The following is a 17,094-nucleotide window of genomic DNA, read 5'->3' on the forward strand; positions in this document are numbered from 1 at the left end:
CTGGGCGGGGCAGGACTGGGTGGGACTGGGTGGGACTGAGTTGGGCGGGACTGGGCGGGGCGGTGGGTGGCCTAACGGTGCCGGGCCCGGCGGAAGATCCAGTGCCGCAGCATGGTGAAGCGGACGGCCGTGGCGGCAAAGCCGGAGAGTGTTGTGGTCCACAGCTCGGCAGAAACTGTGGCGTCGGGGTTGATCCAGTGCAGCACGCCGAGGCTGCCGCCGGTAATCAGAAGCGCCACGAGGATGACGATCAGGCCGTTGAGGTGGTCGCGCTTCATCCGGTGGCGTTCGGTGATTTTGAACGTCAGCCGCCGGTTCAGCGCCGTGTTCATCAGCGAGGTGAGGATAAGAGCCGTCGCGTTGGCCGGTTGCGGGCCGAGATACGGGCGGAGGAAGGCATAGAGCGCCAGCGACGTGACGGTACAGACAATTCCGACGGCGGTGAATCGCAGCAACTGCCGGACCAGGGGGTACCGAAGAATCCCGCGGTGCCGCCGGCGGTCCGCCGGACGGACTCCGGCGGGTGCAGGCGCGGCGGAGTGCTGCTCAAGCTGGGAATCCATCGGCTCAGTGCAACTCGCCGGCCGGGATCTCTACCGCCAGTCGGTTCGATGGCCCGGCGAGCGGGCATGCCCAGGCCTCGTTGTAGGCGCAGGAGGGGTTGTAGGCAAAGTTGAAATCAACAACAAATTCCGCTCCCGGACCCGAACCCTGCACACCGTGGAAGGCACCCTTGATGGTGTCCAGCAGGTACCGGCCCGCACCGTAACTTCCGCCGGGCTGGCCGGCCGTGGCGTCGCGGAACGGCACAAAGATGCCGCCGCCGTAGCCGTGGATCTTCCACACGGCGAGCTGGCCCAGTTCCGGCAGATCGAAGGTCCCCAGCCGGACAAAACGGACCTGGCCGTCGGTTCCGGTCTCAACATTCATTTCCCGCCCGGCGCCCTCGCCCGTCAGCGGGATATGGAAGCGGTAGATCGGGTCGTAGTCCGCCGTTTTCAGGCCGCCGAAGGTGGACTTTGCGGCCGCCGTCAGCGGCGAGGCAGGGTGCGTGCCGAACATCCGGTCCCGCTCCTGGCGCCAGTACGAATGCGCCTCGGCCGGATCCTGCGCCGCGATTTTCCGCACGCTGGCGTACAACGCAAAGGTCCGGAGCCTCCAGTCCGCAATGTCGACGGCGGAGATGTCCGCCACTCCGTCCTGGGCTCCGAACTCGCGGGAGCCAAAATCGTGATCCGCCATGTTCCCAGCGTATCCCGCTTTCCCGGCCGCACATCCCAGCCCCGGCAGCGGGCACGGGCGCTTCCGGGGCCGTAGACTTTCGCGAATGCAGACGACCTCCGCTCCTCCCGTCAGCCGTGCCGCCGCAGCCTTGGCCGAACTCGTCCGGTTTCGCACTGTCTCCGCCGTGCCGGGCCAGCAAGTGGACACTGCCGAGTTCGACGGCTTTATCGCCGCACTGGCCCGGTTGTATCCCGGCGTCCACACCGCGCTGGAGCACGAACGTGTTAACGGCCACGCGCTGCTGTACCGCTGGCCCGGCACGGGCGCGGAGGCCGCTGAGCGTCCGGCCGTCCTGATGGCCCACTACGACGTCGTCCCGGCCGGCGACCCGGAGGCCTGGACCCGGCCGCCGTTTTCCGGGCACAACGACGGGACCTACTTGTGGGGCCGCGGAACCCTCGATGACAAGGGTCAGCTGGTCGCTGTGATGGAAGCTGCGGAATCCCTGCTCGAAGCAGGCTTCGGACCTGTCCATGACCTCTACTTCTCCTTCGGCAATAATGAGGAGACCGCCGGGGACAGTGCCGCGGCCGCAGCCAAGCTGCTGGCCGGCCGGGGCGTTAGACCTTGGCTGGTGCTCGATGAGGGCGGCGCTGTCGCCGCCGGGGTGTTCCCCGGCGTGACCCGGCCGGCCGCCGTCGTCGGAGTGGCCGAAAAGGGGATCCTCGACGTTGAGCTGGTGACCCGGGATTCCGGCGGGCACGCCTCCACCCCGCCCCGGATGGGTGCGACGGCGAGGCTGGCCCGGGCCATCACCCGGATCGAAAGAAGCCCGTTCCCGCAGTCGCTGCCGGATGTTACCGCGGAGATGCTCCGGCGCTTCGGACCCTATGCCCCGGCACCCCTGCGGGCCGTGTTCGCCAGGCTGTCCTTGTTCCGGGCGCCGCTGACCCTGATTTTTGGGCGGATGGGAAATGAAACCAATGCGATGACCCGAACCACCGTCGCCATCACCACCCTGCAGGGCAGTCCCGCGGCCAATGTCCTGGCCCCAACGGCCCGGGCAAACGCCAACATCAGGGTGGCCGTGGGGGAAACCGTGGCGGGGACCATGGCGCGGCTGCGGAAGATCATCCGGGACCCGAAAGTTGAGCTGCGTATTGTGGCAGGCAACGACCCGTCCCCGGTCTCGGCCCATACCGGGGAGCAGTGGGAGCTGCTGGCCGGGTGCATTGCGCGGGCATTCCCGGAGGCGCTTGTTACCCCGTACATCCTGATGGGCGGCACGGATTCCCGCCGCTTCACCGGGATCTGCGACGCCGTGTACCGCTTTGCGCCGTTTTCCATGGATGCCGCGGCCCGGGGATCCATCCACGCCGTCGACGAGAAGATCACGCTGGAGACGCTGGAGCGCGGGGTTGGCTTCTACGAAACCCTGATCCGGGAACTCTGAGCGGCGCCATGTCCGGTTAGGCTGGCACCATGACTGGGACGGACACCTTCCGGCGGGCGCCGGCCCGCGGCCTCCGGATCGCCGCTGCCTTGGCGCTCTCCGCCGCTGCGCTCTCCGGGTGCAGCAGCGAAGGCAAGGGCACCCCGGCGTGGACGGCAGGCGGCGACGCCGGCACCGCCGCGGCGGCTTCGCCGTCCGGGCCCCCTGCGGGCAGCCCCCCGCCGGCCACCTCGCCCGGGCCCACCGGCTCCGGTGCGGCGGAACCCGGCGCAACGGCGCCGGCTTGGAAGGTCTTCACCGACCCGGCGAAGACCGTCAGCTTCGAGCTGCCGCAGGACTGGATCGCCCAATCTGTGGCACCGGAGCAGGGCGCAATGCCGGGAGCCCTCAAAATCGAGGTGAAAGACGCAGCCGGCGGCTACCTCGCCACCCTGCAGACCGGACTCCAGCCACTGCCTGCCGCGTCCTGTGCCGCCGACGCCTCGAGGCCGTATGTTGTTGTCAACAGCGTCCCGGTGGAGCTTCCGCACCGCGGCGGGGACGGCACCATCGACCCTCGAGTGGTGTTCCGGGTGATCCAGGGCTACAAGTATTTTGGCTCCTACGGCATCACCAACCTGGTTGGTGGCCTCGACGGAAAGTCCTGTGTGCTGCAGAACGTGGTCCGCGGCCCGGCAGGGAAGGGGGACTACTCGTTCGGTGACCTGACGGAGCTGAAGGCGTTCACCCCGGACCAGAAGGTGGCTCCGGCCAAGGCGTTCGACACGCTCGGCCAGGCCGCCAACTACGTCAACGAAGGCTCCGAATACGCGAACGTCCAGCGGATGCTAATGTCTCTGAAGATCAAAAATTAGTCCCGCAGCCCGCACGCCACCCGGGCCGGGAGCGGCCACTTCCCGCGCCGTAACCTCACACCCCGGAGATCGATGAAACGCTCTGTAGCCACCCGCATGGCCTTCAACACAGTGGCCGGCACCAAGGTCGCCCTAGCGGTCGCCGTGGCACGCAATGCCGGCTTCGAGGGCTTTGAGGAGTCGCTGTCCGTGACCTCCGCCGGCGCTGAAGTTCCGCTCACCGAAGTCCCGGACCACCACGGCGGGCGCTTCCACTACATGGAATTTGCGCAGCCCGCCGAGGTGCTGGTGGAGTATTCGGCTACGGTGACCGGCTTTGCGCTGCCGGAAGAACCCCGGCTGATGGAACTCATCCGCTACGTCAGGCCCAGCCGTTACGCGGAGTCCGATCGGCTACTGCCGACCGCCTACGCCGAATTCGGCGGCCAGCAGGGGGCCGAACTGGTCCATGCGGTGCGCAATTGGGTCTTCAGCGAGCTGCGCTACATCAGCGGATCCTCACGGGGGACCGACGGCGCCGTCGAGACGCTGTTGCACCGCCGCGGGGTCTGCCGGGATTTTGCCCATCTGGCGGTCGCGCTGCTGCGCGCCAAGGATGTCCCGGCCCGGCTCGCCGCTGTGTATGCCCCGGGCCTGAGCCCGATGGACTTCCATGCGGTGGCCGAGGCCCATCTAGACGGCGCCTGGCGCGTCATCGACCCCACGGGGCTGGCTCCCCGGGAGAGCATGCTGCGGATCACGGCCGGCCGGGATTCCTCGGATACGGCATTCCTCTCCACAGTCGGAGGCAGCCTGTCCCTGACGCAGCTCAGCGTCACCGCCGTCGTCGACGGCGACCTCCCGGCCGAGGACCCGGCGAAGCTCGTCACCCTTCACTAGGGACCGCAACCCGGCCGCCACACTCATCGGGCGGTTACCGAGCCCCGCAGCTTTTCGGTCAGACGCAGCAGCTCGTGTTGCTCGGCCGCGGTCAGTGCCGGGACCACCAGCGCGGCGATGTCACGGACGTGTTCCCGGCCGATCTGCTTCTGCAGCTCCCAGCCGGCGGTGCTGAGCTTGACCAGGACACCGCGGCCGTCGTCAGGGGCCGGCATCCGCTCGACGAGGCCGCGCTTTTCGAGGCGCTCCACGAGCCTGCTGAGGCTGGACTGGCTTAGCAGCACGTGGTCGTTGAGCTCGTTCTGGCGGAGCCATCCGGACGGACAGCGGGAGAGCGTAAACAGCACGTCGTACTCGTTCAGGGCCAGGGCCTTGAAAGCGGGTCCGGCCTGCAGCCGGCGCATCACCGCCACCTGGGCGCGGAACAGGGATTCCCAGGTCTCCGCGGCCAGGCGCACCGGCGACATGCCTGTTGTTGCGGACACTATACGGTCCGGCTGCCGGCGGGGCTGGCAGTCTCGCCGGCAGTCTCGCCGGCGGCTTCTCCGGCTGCGGCCACGGAGGCCGCGACGCGACCGGCATGGGTGGGCGGTTCGGGCACGTGGGCCGGGGTCTTCGCGGCGTATTCCTTGCGCAGGACCGGCAGGACCTCTTCGCCGAACAGGTCCAGCTGCTCCAGAACAGTCTTCAGCGGCAGGCCCGCGTGATCGATCAGGAAGAGCTGGCGCTGGTAGTCGCCGAAGTACTCACGGAAGGTCAGGGTCTTCTCGATGACTTCCTGCGGGCTGCCGACCGTGAGGGGCGTTTGCGAGGTGAAGTCCTCCAGCGAAGGCCCGTGTCCGTAGACCGGGGCGTTGTCGAAGTAGGGCCGGAACTCCTTGACGGCGTCCTGCGAGTTCTTGCGCATAAAGAACTGGCCGCCCAGTCCCACGATCGCCTGGTCCGCCGCGCCGTGGCCGTAGTGCTCGTAGCGTTCGCGGTAGAGGCCGATCAGCTGCTGGTAGTGCTCTTTGGGCCAGAAAATGTTGTTAGCAAAGAAGCCGTCGCCGTAGTACGCAGCCACCTCGGCGATCTGCGGTGTGCGGATCGATCCATGCCAGACGAAGGGGGCGACGCCGTCGAGCGGCCGGGGGGTGGAAGTGAAGTTCTGCAGCGGAGTGCGGTGCTTGCCGGACCAGTTGACGGTGTCCTCGTCCCACAGCCGGCGCAGCAGGCTGTAGTTCTCGATGGCGAGTTCGACGCCGTCCTGGATGTTCTTGCCGAACCAGGGATAAACGGGGGCGGTGTTGCCCCGGCCCAGGACCAGGTCCACCCGGCCGTCGGCGAGGTGCTGGAGCATCGCGAAGTCCTCGGCAATCTTCACCGGATCGTTGGTGGTGATCAGCGTGGTGGCCGTCGAGAGGATAATGCGCTCCGTCTGGGCGGCGATGTAGGCCAGGGTCGTGGTGGGGGAGGAGGAGAAGAAGGGCCGGTTGTGGTGCTCGCCCAGGGCGAAGACATCCATGCCGATTTCCTCGACCTTGCGGGCGATCGCTACGGACGCTTTGATGCGTTCGTGCTCCGTGGGGGTGCGCCCCGTGGTGGGGTCGGTGGTGATATCGCTAACGCTGAATACGCCGATCTGCATGATGTGCCTTTCCTTGGCCGGGGTCTTCCGGGAGCTGGTTCCACTATAGCCGATTTACATGCATTTGCATCTATCGCAGGGTACAACACCCGCCGTGTCCGAATATTCCCCGCCGGCGCCCGCCGGGTTTGCCGCCCGCGGCCACACCACGGGCCTAGGATGCAAGCAACCAGCTGGGCAACAGGGGTTCAGCCCGGACGGAAGGCAGCCATGCGCCGTGTCATTGCGTTTCTGTGCCTGGTGGAGCTCACCAGCGGAATCCTGCAGGGCTACTACACCCCCATCCTCACCGACATCGCCCGGCACCTGAACATCCGCGACGGAGACGTCAACTGGTTCGAGGCCGCGCAGCTGATCGTCAGCGCGCTGGCGGTCCCGGTGCTGGCCAAACTTGGTGACCTGGCCGGGCACCGGAAAGTCCTGCTCGTCGCCACAGTGCTGACGGCCGCGGCGTCCTGGGGTGTGGCGTTCGCCCCGGACTTCTGGACCTTCCTGGCGGCCTGGTCCCTGCAGGGCTTCTACGTAGTGTGGCTGCCGCTGGAGATCGCGTTGATCTTCAGCCGGGTGCACCGGCTGCCCGACGGCGCCGCCCGCACCCGGCGCGCGGCCGGGCTCCTGGTCGGCGCGCTGGAATTCGGTGTGATCGCCGGCGCCCTCGCCGCTGGTGCGCTGGTGGAGGCCTTCGCCGGCCAGCTGCAACTTGTGCTGATGTTGCCAGCTGTGGCGGTGTCCGCATGCTGGTTCGCTATCCGCTTCGGTGTACCCGAGTCGGCTGCACGCAGCGGTGGCAGCGTAGACACGCACGGCTTCGCCTTTCTGGCCGTCGGGCTCCTGCTGATCATGTCCGGGCTGACCTTTATGCGCCTGAACGGCCCCGGCGCGTGGTGGCCGTGGGCGCTCGTCGCGGCCGGGATTTTCGTTTTTATCCCGTTCACGCGCTTCGAGCTGGGCCGGGAGGACCCGCTGGTGGACATTCGGATGCTGCGTGCCAAGTCCATGTGGCCGGTCCAGCTGACCGCGGGCCTGTTCGGCGTCTCGGTGCTGGGTGCGCAAGCGCCGTTGTCCACCTTCGCCCGGACCGACCCGGCCGTCCACGGCTACGGGCTGGGGCTGCGGGCGGGCCAGGTCTCCATCATCATCGGCGTCTATGTCCTCGCCCTGCTGGTCGGTGCGCTGCTCTATCCGCTGGTGACCCGCCGCCTGACTCCGCGCTGGACGCTTGTCTGGGCGGCTGCCCTGGTCGGCGGGGGATATCTGCTGTTCCTGCCGTTTCATGCCAGCCTGGCCGAGACCCTGGTCAACATGGCCATTGCCGGCGTCGGGTCCGGAGCGCTTGTGGCGGCGCTGCCTTCGGCCGCGGCCGCCGCCGCTCCGCTCAATCGCACCGCCATGGCGACCGGTTTGACCAACACCACCAAAACAATTGGCGGTGCCTTCGCCTCGGCGGTCTTTGGCATCGCCCTGCTCAGCCACGTCCTGGGCGAGACCGGGGCCGCCGCGGCAGCAACGGCGGCACCCCTGGCCGGCTATCTCACGGTGTGGACGGTCTGCGGCGTAACGGGACTGGCCGCGGCCGCGGCCCTGGTCCTGGTGCCGAGGCTGGCGTTCTCGGACCCGGCACGCAGCTAGCAGCAGGCGGCCGAGGACCAGCTAATGGGCGGTGGAGGGGAGCCGCGGGCCGCCGGCTGTGTCAGCCGGGGACTCGTCGGGGCCGGCCCCGGGAGCGGCCCGGCGGCCATGTGCCGGGCCGGCGTCCGTGCCGGCGTCCGTGCCGGCGTCCGAGCCGGGGGTAGTCCGGGCCAGGGCCTTGCGCTCACGCCGGCCCTCCACGAGGCGGTACAGCACCGGTACCAGGACCAGGGTCAGGGCGGTGGAGGAGACCAGGCCGCCGATCACCACAATGGCGAGCGGCTGCGAGATAAAGCCGCCGCCGCCGGTCAGGCCCAAAGCCATCGGCGTCAACGCGAACACGGTGGCGAGGGCGGTCATCAGGATCGGACGCAGGCGCTGGCGGGCGCCGTGTGTGATGGCTTCCGCCACGCTCATCCCCGGCTCACCGTTTTTTGGCTCGCGGTACTGGTTGATGAGGTCGATCAGCACAATCGCGTTCGTCACGACGATTCCGACCAGCATCAACATACCGATCAGCGCCGGCAGGCCCAGCGGCACGCCGGTGATGAGCAGCAGGCCGATGGCTCCGGTGGCTGCGAAGGGGACGGAGACGAGCAGGATCAGCGGCTGGATCAGCGACTTGAACGCGGCGACCATAATGACGTAGACAATGGCGATGGCCGCCAGCAGGGCGAGGCCAAGCTGACCGAAGGACTCCGCCTGCTGGGTCGTGGCTCCGCCGATCTCCGCTGTGACGCCGGGCGGCAGCTGCACGGTCTTGAGCCGCACCTGCACCTCCGTGCTGACAGCTCCGAGGTTGGCGCCCGACGGCGTGACGGACACGCGCGCGGTCCGCTGGCCGTTGCTGGCGGTAATGGAGACGGGGACGTCCACCTGCTCCACGTTGGCGATGCTGGCCAGCGGTACGGGACCTGCCGCCGTCGGGAGCAGGGTTTGCCGGACGGCCTCGATGCTGGTGAAGCGAGTGCCTTCACCGATGCGGACTGGGAAGTCGTTGGTATCGATGCGGACGGTTCCGGCCGGAATAGGGCTGATCGTGGAGGCCAGGACCCCGGCTACCTGTTCTTCGGTCAACCCTGCGGCGACGGTTTTGGCACGGTCCACCTTCACCTGGACGACCGGCTGGCTGGCGGCCAGGTTGGTGGCCACCTCGGAGGAGCCCGGAACGCCTTCCATCGCCGTGACCATGGCCTGGCTCGCGGTCCGAAGGTCGGCGGTCGTCGCCGCCTTCAGCGTGATGTCGACGGTGGAGGACGTACCAAAACCGCCTTGCTGTGAGCCCACGGTGATCTTGCCGGAATTCGGAATCCCGGCCAGATCGTTGCGGACGGTTTCCTGGAGCTTGCCCTGGTTGGCCTTGTCCTCGGTCACCACGGTGAAGCTGGAGTTCGAGGCGCCGGCGGAGAGCAGCGCGGAGAAACCCGTTTGGGCGTTGCCGGTGGTCACCTGGACATCCTTGACCCCGTCGATTCCGCGCAGCACTTCCTCGACCTTGACGGCCGCGGCGTTGGCCTCGGACAGGCTGGTGCCGGCAGGCAGCGCCTGCCGGACGGTCATGCTGTTTTCGCCCGAGTTTCCCAGCAGGTCGGTTGCCAGCAGCGGGGTCATGGCAGCGGTGCCGCCGAGGACCAGCAGCGCCGCGATCACGGTCACCACCGGGTGCTTTTGAGTTTTGCCCAGGACCGGGAGGTAGCCGCGCTGCAGTACGGACCGCTGTTCCGCTTGTTGGGCTTTCGCCGCGATCTCACGGGCGCTGGCGTCCCGGGCGCCGCCCGGGCTGTTCGCGGGATTACGCAGGAACCAGTAGGCCAGCACCGGAACGATCGTCAACGAGACCAGCAGGGAGGACAGCAGTGCGATGGTCACCGTCAGCGCGAAGGGCCGGAACAGCTCGCCGGCCAGGCCGGCCACAAAGGCAATCGGCAAAAAGACGGCCACTGTGGTGAGCGTTGACGCCGTAATGGCGCCGGCCACTTCACGGATGGAGGTCTGGATTGCCGTGATCTTCGCTTCGCCGTAGCTGAGGTGTCGTTTGATGTTCTCGATCACCACAATGGAGTCGTCCACAACACGGCCGATCGCGATGGTGAGCGCACCAAGGGTCAGGATGTTCAGCGAGTACCCGGTGGCCGACAGCCCGATGAAGGTGATCAGCAGGGACAGCGGGATGGATACGGCCGTGACCAGGGTTGCCCGGACGGACATCAGGAACAGCAGGATCACCGCAACGGCGAAGCCCAAGCCCAGCAGGCCCTCCGTGGTCAGGTCCTTGATCGACTTTTCGATAAACGGCGCCTGGTCGAAGATCGGGGTGAACCGGGCGCTGGAGCCGAGCTCGGCCTCGAGCTGGGGGATCGCGTCCTTCACCGCATGCGAGATTGCGACGGTGTCGCCTTCTGGTGTTTTGGTGACCGACAGCGCAAGAGTCTCCTTGCCGTTGGTCCGCGTGATCGAGGTGCGGGCGTCCTCAGCGATGCTGACGTCCGCGACGCTGCCGATGGTCGCGGCGTTCTTGGTGCCGCCCAGGGGCAGTGCCTTGATTGCCTCAATCGAGTCGACGGGGCTGCCGATCTGCAGGGCCAGGGTTTTCCCTTGTTCCTCGATACTCCCGGCGGGGACAAGGGCCCCGTTGTTCTTCAGTGCCGCACTGATGGATTGGATGCTTGCCCCGGAGGCCGCCATGGCTTCCGGGCGGGGGAGGATCTTAATGTGCTCCGTGGCGCCGCCGGTCACTTCGGCGCCGCGGACGCCGTCGAGCTTCTGCAGCCGCGGGACGGTGAGCCGGGCCAGATCGGAGTTCAGCTCGCTGAGCGGCTTGTCGGAGGAAACCGCCAGGAACACAATCGGGAAATCGCTGATGCTGCCGGCGATTGCCTGCGGCTGAACGTCGGCAGGCAGCGCCCGCTTGGCGTTGGAGATCGCACGGTCGATCTGGTTCCGGGCCCGGTCCAGGTTCGAACCATAAGTGAAAACCATGCTGATCTGGGAGAAGCCGTTGCGCGAGGTGGACGACGTCGACTCCAGCCCTTCGACGCCGTTCAGCGCCGTCTCCAGCGGGCTGCTGACCTGTTTGTCCACGACTTCGGGCGAGGCGCCCGGCATCGAGGTGATCACCGTGATCTGCGGGAACTCGATGGACGGGATGAGTTCCTGCTTGAGCGAGGACATCGTGATCACGCCGAAGACGGACGCGAACACGGTGATCAGCGCGATCAGGGCCCGGTTGGCAAGCGACAGCTTTGCAAGCCGAAACATCTTATGGTCTCCTGGTGGGTCGACGGACGTACTTCACGGTGATCAAAGCTGCCGCAACCCGGAGCGGGTGTCAGTTGCGCGCGTCGACCTGTTCCAGCTGCAGTGTTTTGGCCGTAGCTGCCTCGAGCTGGGCGGCGAGGTCCGGGTTCTCGTTGAGCTTGACGCCATAGCCGGGCATCATCTCCTTGAACCTGGGCTGCCAGCCCTTGAACTGCTTCGGGAAGGACCTCTGCAGCAGCTCGATCATGATCGGGACCGCCGTCGACGCGCCCGGGGAGGCGCCGAGGAGGGCCCCGATGGAACCGTCGCGGCCCGCGATGACTTCGGTGCCGAACTGCAGCACCCCGCCCTTCTTCGGGTCCTTCTTGATGATCTGTACACGCTGGCCGGCGGTAATCAGTTCCCAGTCACCGTCCTGCGCGGCAGGGTAGTACTCACGCAGGGCCTCGACCTTGGCGCCGTGGCGCTTGGCGACTTCCTTGACCAGGTAAGCGGTGAGGTCCATGTTGTCCTTGGCCACGGCCAGCATCGGAATGATGTTCGAAGGCCGGATCGACAGCGGCAAATCCAGGTACGAGCCGTTCTTCAGGAAGTTCGTGGAGAACCCGGCGTAGGGGCCGAAGAGCAGGGAGCGCTTGCCGGCAACGTAGCGGGTATCCAGGTGTGGAACGGACATGGGCGGAGCACCGACCGATGCCTGGCCGTAGACCTTGGCACTGTGCTGGGCTGCCAGCGTCTCGTCGGTGCAGCGGAAGAACTGTCCGGAAACCGGGAAGCCGCCGTACCCCTTGCTCTCCGGGATGCCGGAGGCCTGCAGCAGATGCAGGGCCCCGCCGCCGGCGCCCACGAAGACGAACTTGGCGTGGATGGAACCGTGTTCGCCGGACTTGGGGTGCTTAAGCGCGAGGTCCCAGCCGCCGCCGGAGGCGCGCTGGATGCCGGTGACGTTGTGGCCGTAGTTGACCTCGACGCCGTTGTTCCCGAGGTAGCCCGTCAGCTCCCGGGTCAGGGCACCGAAGTCGACGTCGGTCCCTTCCGCGGCGCGGGTCGCGGCGATCCGCTGCTGCGGGTCGCGGCCCTTGACGATAAGCGGCGCCCATTTGGCGATCTGGGCGTGGTCCTCGGAGTACTCCATGGAGCGGAACAGCGGGTTCGGTTTGAGGGCCTCATAGCGGGTGCGCAGAAACTTCGTGTTCTCCTCACCGATCACAAAGCTCATATGCGGAACGGTGTTGATGAACCCTTTGGGGGAACCGATCAAGCCCTCTGTGACGAGGTGGGACCAGAACTGGCGGGACAGCTGGAACTGCTCGTTGATAAGCAGGGCCTTTGCCGGGTTCACCGAGCCGTCTTTGGCTGCCGGTGAGTAGTTGAGCTCACACAGCGCGGCGTGTCCGGTGCCGGCGTTGTTCCACGGGTCGGAGCTTTCCAGGCCCGGCTCGTCCAGCTTCTCGAACAGGGATATGGTCCAGTTCGGCTCGAGCTGCTTCAGGAAAGCACCGAGCGTGGCGCTCATGATGCCGCCGCCAATCAGGACGACGTCGGCATGTTGGGTCTTGGAAATGAAAGTCACAATCAGTCTCCGATAGCAGCGGGTCTGGCTGTCACAGAATATCCCCGCACCCGGCTCATACTGAAATTGGACCCACCCGTCAAGGCTTTAGCTCCACCTTTGTGAAAACTTCATTGAGGACCGGAGACGCCGGGTACTTCAGCACACGGTCGGAAAGGGCCAGCGCAGAGATCGGGAAGGCAATCGGTACTGCTGGGACCGTAGCGGCGATCTGCGCGTTGATGGTCTGGTATTGCTCGGTCCGTTCCTTGCCGTCGGGCAGGCCGCGCGCCCGGGCAATCTTGGAAAAGACCTGCGGGTCCTGGTAGCCGAACTCGCCGGTGTTTTCGCCAAAGAGCGGCCCCACGAAGTTGTCCGGATCGGAGTAGGAGCCGTTCCAGCCCAGCAGGTGCAGGGCATGATCGCCGGGTGAGGTGACCTTCTGCAGGTATCCCTCCGACCACTCGACCGGCACCGGCTTGATGTTCAGCCCGACGGCGGTCAGCTGCTTGCTGATTTCGGCGTAGACCTTCTCCGGCGTCGGCAGGTAGGGCCGGGTGACGTTCAGCGGATAGTAGAACTTCAGTTCCTCGCCCTGGTAGCCGGCCTCCTTAAGCAGCTCCTTGGCTTTTTCCGGATTGTGGCCCAGCGCCGGAGCATTGTTGTTGAAGCCGCTGAGCTTCGGCGGGACAAACTGCGTCGCCTGCGCGGTGTTGTCAATAAAGAACCGGCGGATCAGGGTGTCCTTGTCCAGCGCCATTTCGATGGCCTGGCGGACCTTCAGGTTCTGCAGGATGGGCACTTCCTGGTTCATGCCCAGGTACATAACGGAGAAAGGATCCCGCTGGATGATCTGTTCGCCGCGTTTCACCAGCTGATCGAAGTTGCCGACGGTGACGGCGTCATAGGCGTCGATCTTGCCATCGAACAGGGCCTGCATCCGGGCCTGGGTGTGGTCGTAGGTGACGAAGTTGATGGTGGCGATCTGGCCCTTGTCCCCCCAGTAGTCCTTATTGCTGGCCAGGGTGATGCTGTTTTCGTCCCAGGACTTAAAAACGTAGGGGCCGGTACCCACCGGATGGAGCCCGTAGGCGGAAACCGGCTGGCCCTCCTGGCTCCGGTTCAGCTCATCGGCCTGTTGGGCCGTCAGCGCCTGCGGCGAGGACATGGCGAAGGCGGGCAGCGTGAGGGCCTGCAGGAACCCGGTGAAGGCTTGGGTCAGATCGATCCGCACGTTGTCCGGGGCCAGCGCGGTGCAGCCCTTATAGATCGAGAGTGATGCCTGGTCGGCGTGGGCTTTAAAGACGCCCTTGAACGTCGTCCCCGGGGCCAGTGCGCGCAGCGGGGCGGAAAAGTTGAACCAGCGGTCGAAGTTCTTGCACACGGCTGCGGCGTCGAAGGCGGTCCCGTCCTGGAAGGACACCTGCTCACGCAGCTTGAACGTATAGGCTCGGCCGTCATCGCTTGTCTTCCATTCCGTGGCGAGCAGCGGCGTTGGCGCTCCAGTGGTCTGGTCCACTCCCACGAGCCCCTCCAGGACCTGGCGCGTAATCCTGTACGACTCAATGTCGGATACAACGGCAGGGTCAAGGCCAAGCGGCTGCGAGGCGGTGCCGAAGGTAAAGACGGCACTGGGGCCGGGCTCGGCCGAACTCGCCGAGGCGGTGCCCGGTCCCGGTCCGGGAACCGCTGTACAGGCGGCCACTGGCAGCATCAGGAGCACGGCGCCGACGCCTGCCGCAAGGCGTCGCACTGCTTTGGTGCGTGCGTCACCGGCCCGCGTTCCGCTGGCATTGCTGGGTCGCGGGGTACGGCGGGGCGCTGTACTTCTGGGCACTCGGAGATCACCTCTGGAGACTGGATGGACCGCCGGCTGCGGAACAGGCCCATTCTAGTTGACCGGCCCGGACGATCCCTCTGAAACGTGCAGGCGGGGCCCGCGGGCTGCACTGGGGCCACAAAAAAGAGACCCGCACCGGTCGGTGCGGGCCTCTATTTCTCCTGGTTGGTCCAGGGAGTCAGGCTGGAGCCGCAGCAGGAGCGTTCAGCGGTGCCTACTTGGGCATCAGGACCGAGTCGATCATGTAGACCGTGGCGTTGGCGGTCATCACGCCACCGCAGACGACGTTGGCCTCGTCAACCTTGAGGGCGTCCTTGGCGCCGGTGACCGTTACGGAACCGCCCTGGACCGTCTTGTGCGTGCCGACGATCTTGTCCGGGCTGATCTTGCCTTGGACGACGTGGTAGGTCAGGATCTTGCTAAGCAAGGCATCGTCCGTCTTGAGGGTTTCGATCGTGGCGGCGTCGATCTTCTTGAAGGCATCATCAGTCGGCGCGAAGACGGTGAATTCGCCGCCATTGAGGGTGTCGACCAGATCGACCTTCGGGTTGAGCTTGCCGGACACCGCAGCGGTCAGGGTGGTCAGGATCGGGTTGTTCGACGCTGCGACCGCTACCGGGTCCAGGGCCATTCCGGACACGGAGCCGGCGCCGTCGGGAACCTGGGCGGCGTAGGCGGCACAGCCGCTTCCGACGAGGTTGGCTGCCGGATCCATGGCTGCTGCCGAGCTGGCGGATGGCGACGGTGCCATGCTCGATTTCGACGGGCTGGACTCCGGGGCCGAGGAGCTGGGTGCGGCGGTGGTGCTGCCACCGCAGGCAGTGAGGCTGAGCAGGGCTGCAGCCGCGATGCCTGCCACGGAAAGTGTTGTGCGCTTGATGGTCTGCATTTCGGATTCTCCTGTGTTGTACCGATCCTTGCCAGCGGCGGACTTTGCCGTGCTGGTCCTGCTCCGAGGTCTTGGGCACCGCCCCTTGGTTGGTGTCTCAATGGGTATTCGCGGGGTCGGTGGAGGTGGATGGGTACGGAATCACAATTCTTTTTGGCTCGCCGGAAGGGCACTGTTTGAGCGGATTCGGGCGGGGCCGGCGGGCGTCCGCGGTACCGGCGGGCCCGGGATGGATGACAGAAAAAGAGCCCCGGTCCGCGGACCGGGGCTCTTCTTCAGTGTGTGCGCAAGGGGGGATTTGAACCCCCACGCCCGAAGGCACAGGAACCTAAATCCTGCGTGTCTGCCAATTTCACCACTCGCGCTCGGCTCCGTCGCCGTCATGCCAGGGGCAAGTCGGGGGCGGATGCCAGGCTCCATTGTACATTTCGCGCCGTGCCGTGCGGCGACCGGGCTTCCGCCGGACACACTTTCTGCCCTATAAGCCTGATTAGTCGTTGACGTTGAGGTCCCGGCGGAGCTTTGCCACATGTCCGGTGGCCCGGACGTTGTACTGGGCGAGAATGACCTTTCCGTCGGGATCGATGACGACCGTGGACCGGATAAGTCCTTGGTACGTCTTCCCGTAGTTCTTTTTCTCGCCCCAGGCCGCGTAGGCCTCGGCAACGCTGTGGCCCGGGTCAGACAGCAAAGGGAAGCTCAGTCCTTCCGCGGCTGCGAACGTGGCGAGCTTGGCCACGGGGTCCGGGGAAATACCCACCACCTCGTAGCCGGCCTGCTGCAGGGAAGCCAGGGAATCCCGGAAATCGCACGCCTGCTTTGTGCATCCGGGGGTGGCGGCGGCCGGGTAGAAGTAGACGACGGTGCTGCGGCCGCGGAAGTCCGCAAGCGAGACGTCCACCCCTGCCGAATTCGTCAAAGTGAAGTTTGGTGCCGGGTCACCGGGGACGAGTCGTTCAGCCATGTTGTGCTCCTTCTCAAGGTGGTCGCCGGGTGGCGAAATTCCAGCCTAGTGAGCGTTGGTGCGGGCACCGAATCCTGCGATCGCTATACTCTTGGGTATGCCTGATATGGATCGCTGGCCCACGGGCCGCCTATTGTCCACGGCAGCACGCCTTGTCGAACACTCCTGGAACGAGAAACTGGGGGCCATTGGCTTGACCCACGCCGGGGTCATCGCCATGGAAGTGCTCGCTGTCAACGGACCCATGACGCAGGCCCAACTTGCCCAATTGGTGCGTGTCCAGGCGCAGACCATGGGAAAGACACTCAGCCGGCTGGAAGCTCACGGCCACATCTCGCGGGAGCGCAGTGCCTCAGACCGCCGCAGCCACGTCGTGTCGTTGACGGACCGCGGGCGCCAGGCCGTTTTCGAGGCCGCGGACATGGAACGTTCAGTACTCGCTTCCGCCTCCATCGACCCCGACGTGTTGCGCCAGGAGCTCCGGGCCGTCGTCACCGAACTGGCGACCAACATTTCCTCGACCGACGCGAAGGCAATCGTCACCGCAGCGGACCCGAGCCTGCCGGTCGAAGCCAACTAGGGAACCGGGGCCCAGGCGGCACTCTTCGCGGCCGCACCGCCGTGCCGCCGACCGGGTAGTCCAGACTGGAAACGAGTACACACTACTGGTTTCCAACGGGCAGCTTTAGGGGAGCATGGGCCCATGAGAAGCTACGTCCTCGAAGCCAGGTCCTTGGAACATCGCTGCCAATGCTGCGGTGACTTTGCCGCAGCGGTGTTTTGCGAGGACTGCGATCCGCACGTGCCCCTTGGGGCTACGTCCGCCCGCCAACCCTCCGGCGCGCCGGTCACAAAGAGCGAACCCGCCCGCTCACCAGGGCCCGTGTTTTACGGGACCGTGTTTTACGGGACCGTGTTTTTGCGG

General features: G+C 66.2%; 14 protein-coding genes and 1 tRNA gene. 5 read left to right on the top strand and 10 right to left on the bottom strand.

What is annotated here, in order from left to right; translation table 11 throughout:
- Nucleotides 1-71: 71 nt before the first annotated feature.
- Both QMG72_RS01050 and QMG72_RS01055 read right to left on the bottom strand, forming a co-directional pair.
- A complete protein-coding gene (locus tag QMG72_RS01050; protein ID WP_226776237.1) occupies nucleotides 72-563 on the bottom strand; it encodes a GtrA family protein in 492 nt (163 codons plus the stop codon).
- Between the two features lie 4 nt (nucleotides 564-567).
- Nucleotides 568-1,242, bottom strand: coding sequence for a DUF1684 domain-containing protein (locus QMG72_RS01055; RefSeq protein ID WP_226776236.1), 675 nt, complete (start codon nucleotides 1,240-1,242; stop codon nucleotides 568-570).
- An 85-nt stretch (nucleotides 1,243-1,327) separates the two neighbouring features.
- Between QMG72_RS01055 and QMG72_RS01060 the strand changes: the two genes are divergently transcribed.
- The 3 genes from QMG72_RS01060 (at nucleotide 1,328) to QMG72_RS01070 (ending at nucleotide 4,410) form a co-directional block, all read left to right on the top strand.
- Nucleotides 1,328-2,677 carry a M20/M25/M40 family metallo-hydrolase gene (locus QMG72_RS01060; RefSeq protein ID WP_226776235.1) on the top strand — a complete coding sequence of 450 codons (1,350 nt, stop codon included), beginning with the start codon at nucleotides 1,328-1,330 and terminating at the stop codon, nucleotides 2,675-2,677.
- A gap of 29 nt (nucleotides 2,678-2,706) precedes the next feature.
- Nucleotides 2,707-3,531 carry a hypothetical protein gene (locus QMG72_RS01065; protein WP_282360391.1) on the top strand — a complete coding sequence of 275 codons (825 nt, stop codon included), beginning with the start codon at nucleotides 2,707-2,709 and terminating at the stop codon, nucleotides 3,529-3,531.
- A gap of 72 nt (nucleotides 3,532-3,603) precedes the next feature.
- Nucleotides 3,604-4,410 carry a transglutaminase-like domain-containing protein gene (locus QMG72_RS01070; RefSeq protein ID WP_282360389.1) on the top strand — a complete coding sequence of 269 codons (807 nt, stop codon included), beginning with the start codon at nucleotides 3,604-3,606 and terminating at the stop codon, nucleotides 4,408-4,410.
- A gap of 23 nt (nucleotides 4,411-4,433) precedes the next feature.
- Here the strand turns inward: QMG72_RS01070 and QMG72_RS01075 are convergent, their stop codons facing one another.
- Both QMG72_RS01075 and QMG72_RS01080 read right to left on the bottom strand, forming a co-directional pair.
- Nucleotides 4,434-4,877 (bottom strand): MarR family winged helix-turn-helix transcriptional regulator, encoded by a 444-nt coding sequence (locus QMG72_RS01075; protein WP_226776246.1) that lies wholly within the window; start codon nucleotides 4,875-4,877, stop codon nucleotides 4,434-4,436.
- A gap of 17 nt (nucleotides 4,878-4,894) precedes the next feature.
- Nucleotides 4,895-6,037 carry an LLM class flavin-dependent oxidoreductase gene (locus QMG72_RS01080; protein WP_282360388.1) on the bottom strand — a complete coding sequence of 381 codons (1,143 nt, stop codon included), beginning with the start codon at nucleotides 6,035-6,037 and terminating at the stop codon, nucleotides 4,895-4,897.
- 210 nt (nucleotides 6,038-6,247) lie between these two features.
- Here QMG72_RS01080 and QMG72_RS01085 point away from each other — a divergent pair, with 210 nt between their 5' ends.
- Entirely contained in the window at nucleotides 6,248-7,666 is a 1,419-nt protein-coding gene (locus tag QMG72_RS01085) for an MFS transporter (protein WP_226776231.1), read from the top strand.
- A 21-nt stretch (nucleotides 7,667-7,687) separates the two neighbouring features.
- On the opposite strand, the gene QMG72_RS01090 is transcribed toward QMG72_RS01085, so the two are convergent.
- From QMG72_RS01090 to bcp, 6 genes are all read right to left on the bottom strand, one after another.
- Nucleotides 7,688-10,924 carry an efflux RND transporter permease subunit gene (locus tag QMG72_RS01090; RefSeq protein ID WP_283479368.1) on the bottom strand — a complete coding sequence of 1,079 codons (3,237 nt, stop codon included), beginning with the start codon at nucleotides 10,922-10,924 and terminating at the stop codon, nucleotides 7,688-7,690.
- Nucleotides 10,925-10,994: 70 nt separating this feature from the next.
- Nucleotides 10,995-12,497 carry a malate:quinone oxidoreductase gene (locus tag QMG72_RS01095; RefSeq protein ID WP_283479369.1) on the bottom strand — a complete coding sequence of 501 codons (1,503 nt, stop codon included), beginning with the start codon at nucleotides 12,495-12,497 and terminating at the stop codon, nucleotides 10,995-10,997.
- A 79-nt stretch (nucleotides 12,498-12,576) separates the two neighbouring features.
- Nucleotides 12,577-14,190 (bottom strand): ABC transporter substrate-binding protein, encoded by a 1,614-nt coding sequence (locus QMG72_RS01100; RefSeq protein ID WP_283479721.1) that lies wholly within the window; start codon nucleotides 14,188-14,190, stop codon nucleotides 12,577-12,579.
- A 340-nt stretch (nucleotides 14,191-14,530) separates the two neighbouring features.
- The gene (locus tag QMG72_RS01105) at nucleotides 14,531-15,205 is read right to left on the bottom strand and encodes a fasciclin domain-containing protein (protein WP_283479371.1); all 675 of its coding nucleotides are present in this window, start codon (nucleotides 15,203-15,205) and stop codon (nucleotides 14,531-14,533) included.
- A gap of 283 nt (nucleotides 15,206-15,488) precedes the next feature.
- Nucleotides 15,489-15,570, bottom strand: a tRNA-Leu gene (locus QMG72_RS01110).
- A 125-nt stretch (nucleotides 15,571-15,695) separates the two neighbouring features.
- On the bottom strand, nucleotides 15,696-16,169 hold the full coding sequence (gene bcp, locus QMG72_RS01115; RefSeq protein ID WP_283479372.1) for a thioredoxin-dependent thiol peroxidase: 474 nt from the start codon (nucleotides 16,167-16,169) through the stop codon (nucleotides 15,696-15,698).
- Between the two features lie 106 nt (nucleotides 16,170-16,275).
- On the opposite strand from bcp, the gene QMG72_RS01120 reads away from it, so the two are divergent.
- Entirely contained in the window at nucleotides 16,276-16,749 is a 474-nt protein-coding gene (locus QMG72_RS01120) for a MarR family winged helix-turn-helix transcriptional regulator (RefSeq protein ID WP_283479722.1), read from the top strand.
- Nucleotides 16,750-17,094: the final 345 nt, after the last annotated feature.

This window comes from Pseudarthrobacter sp. PH31-O2 (assembly GCF_030063265.1).
In the GTDB taxonomy this organism is placed as follows: domain Bacteria; phylum Actinomycetota; class Actinomycetes; order Actinomycetales; family Micrococcaceae; genus Arthrobacter.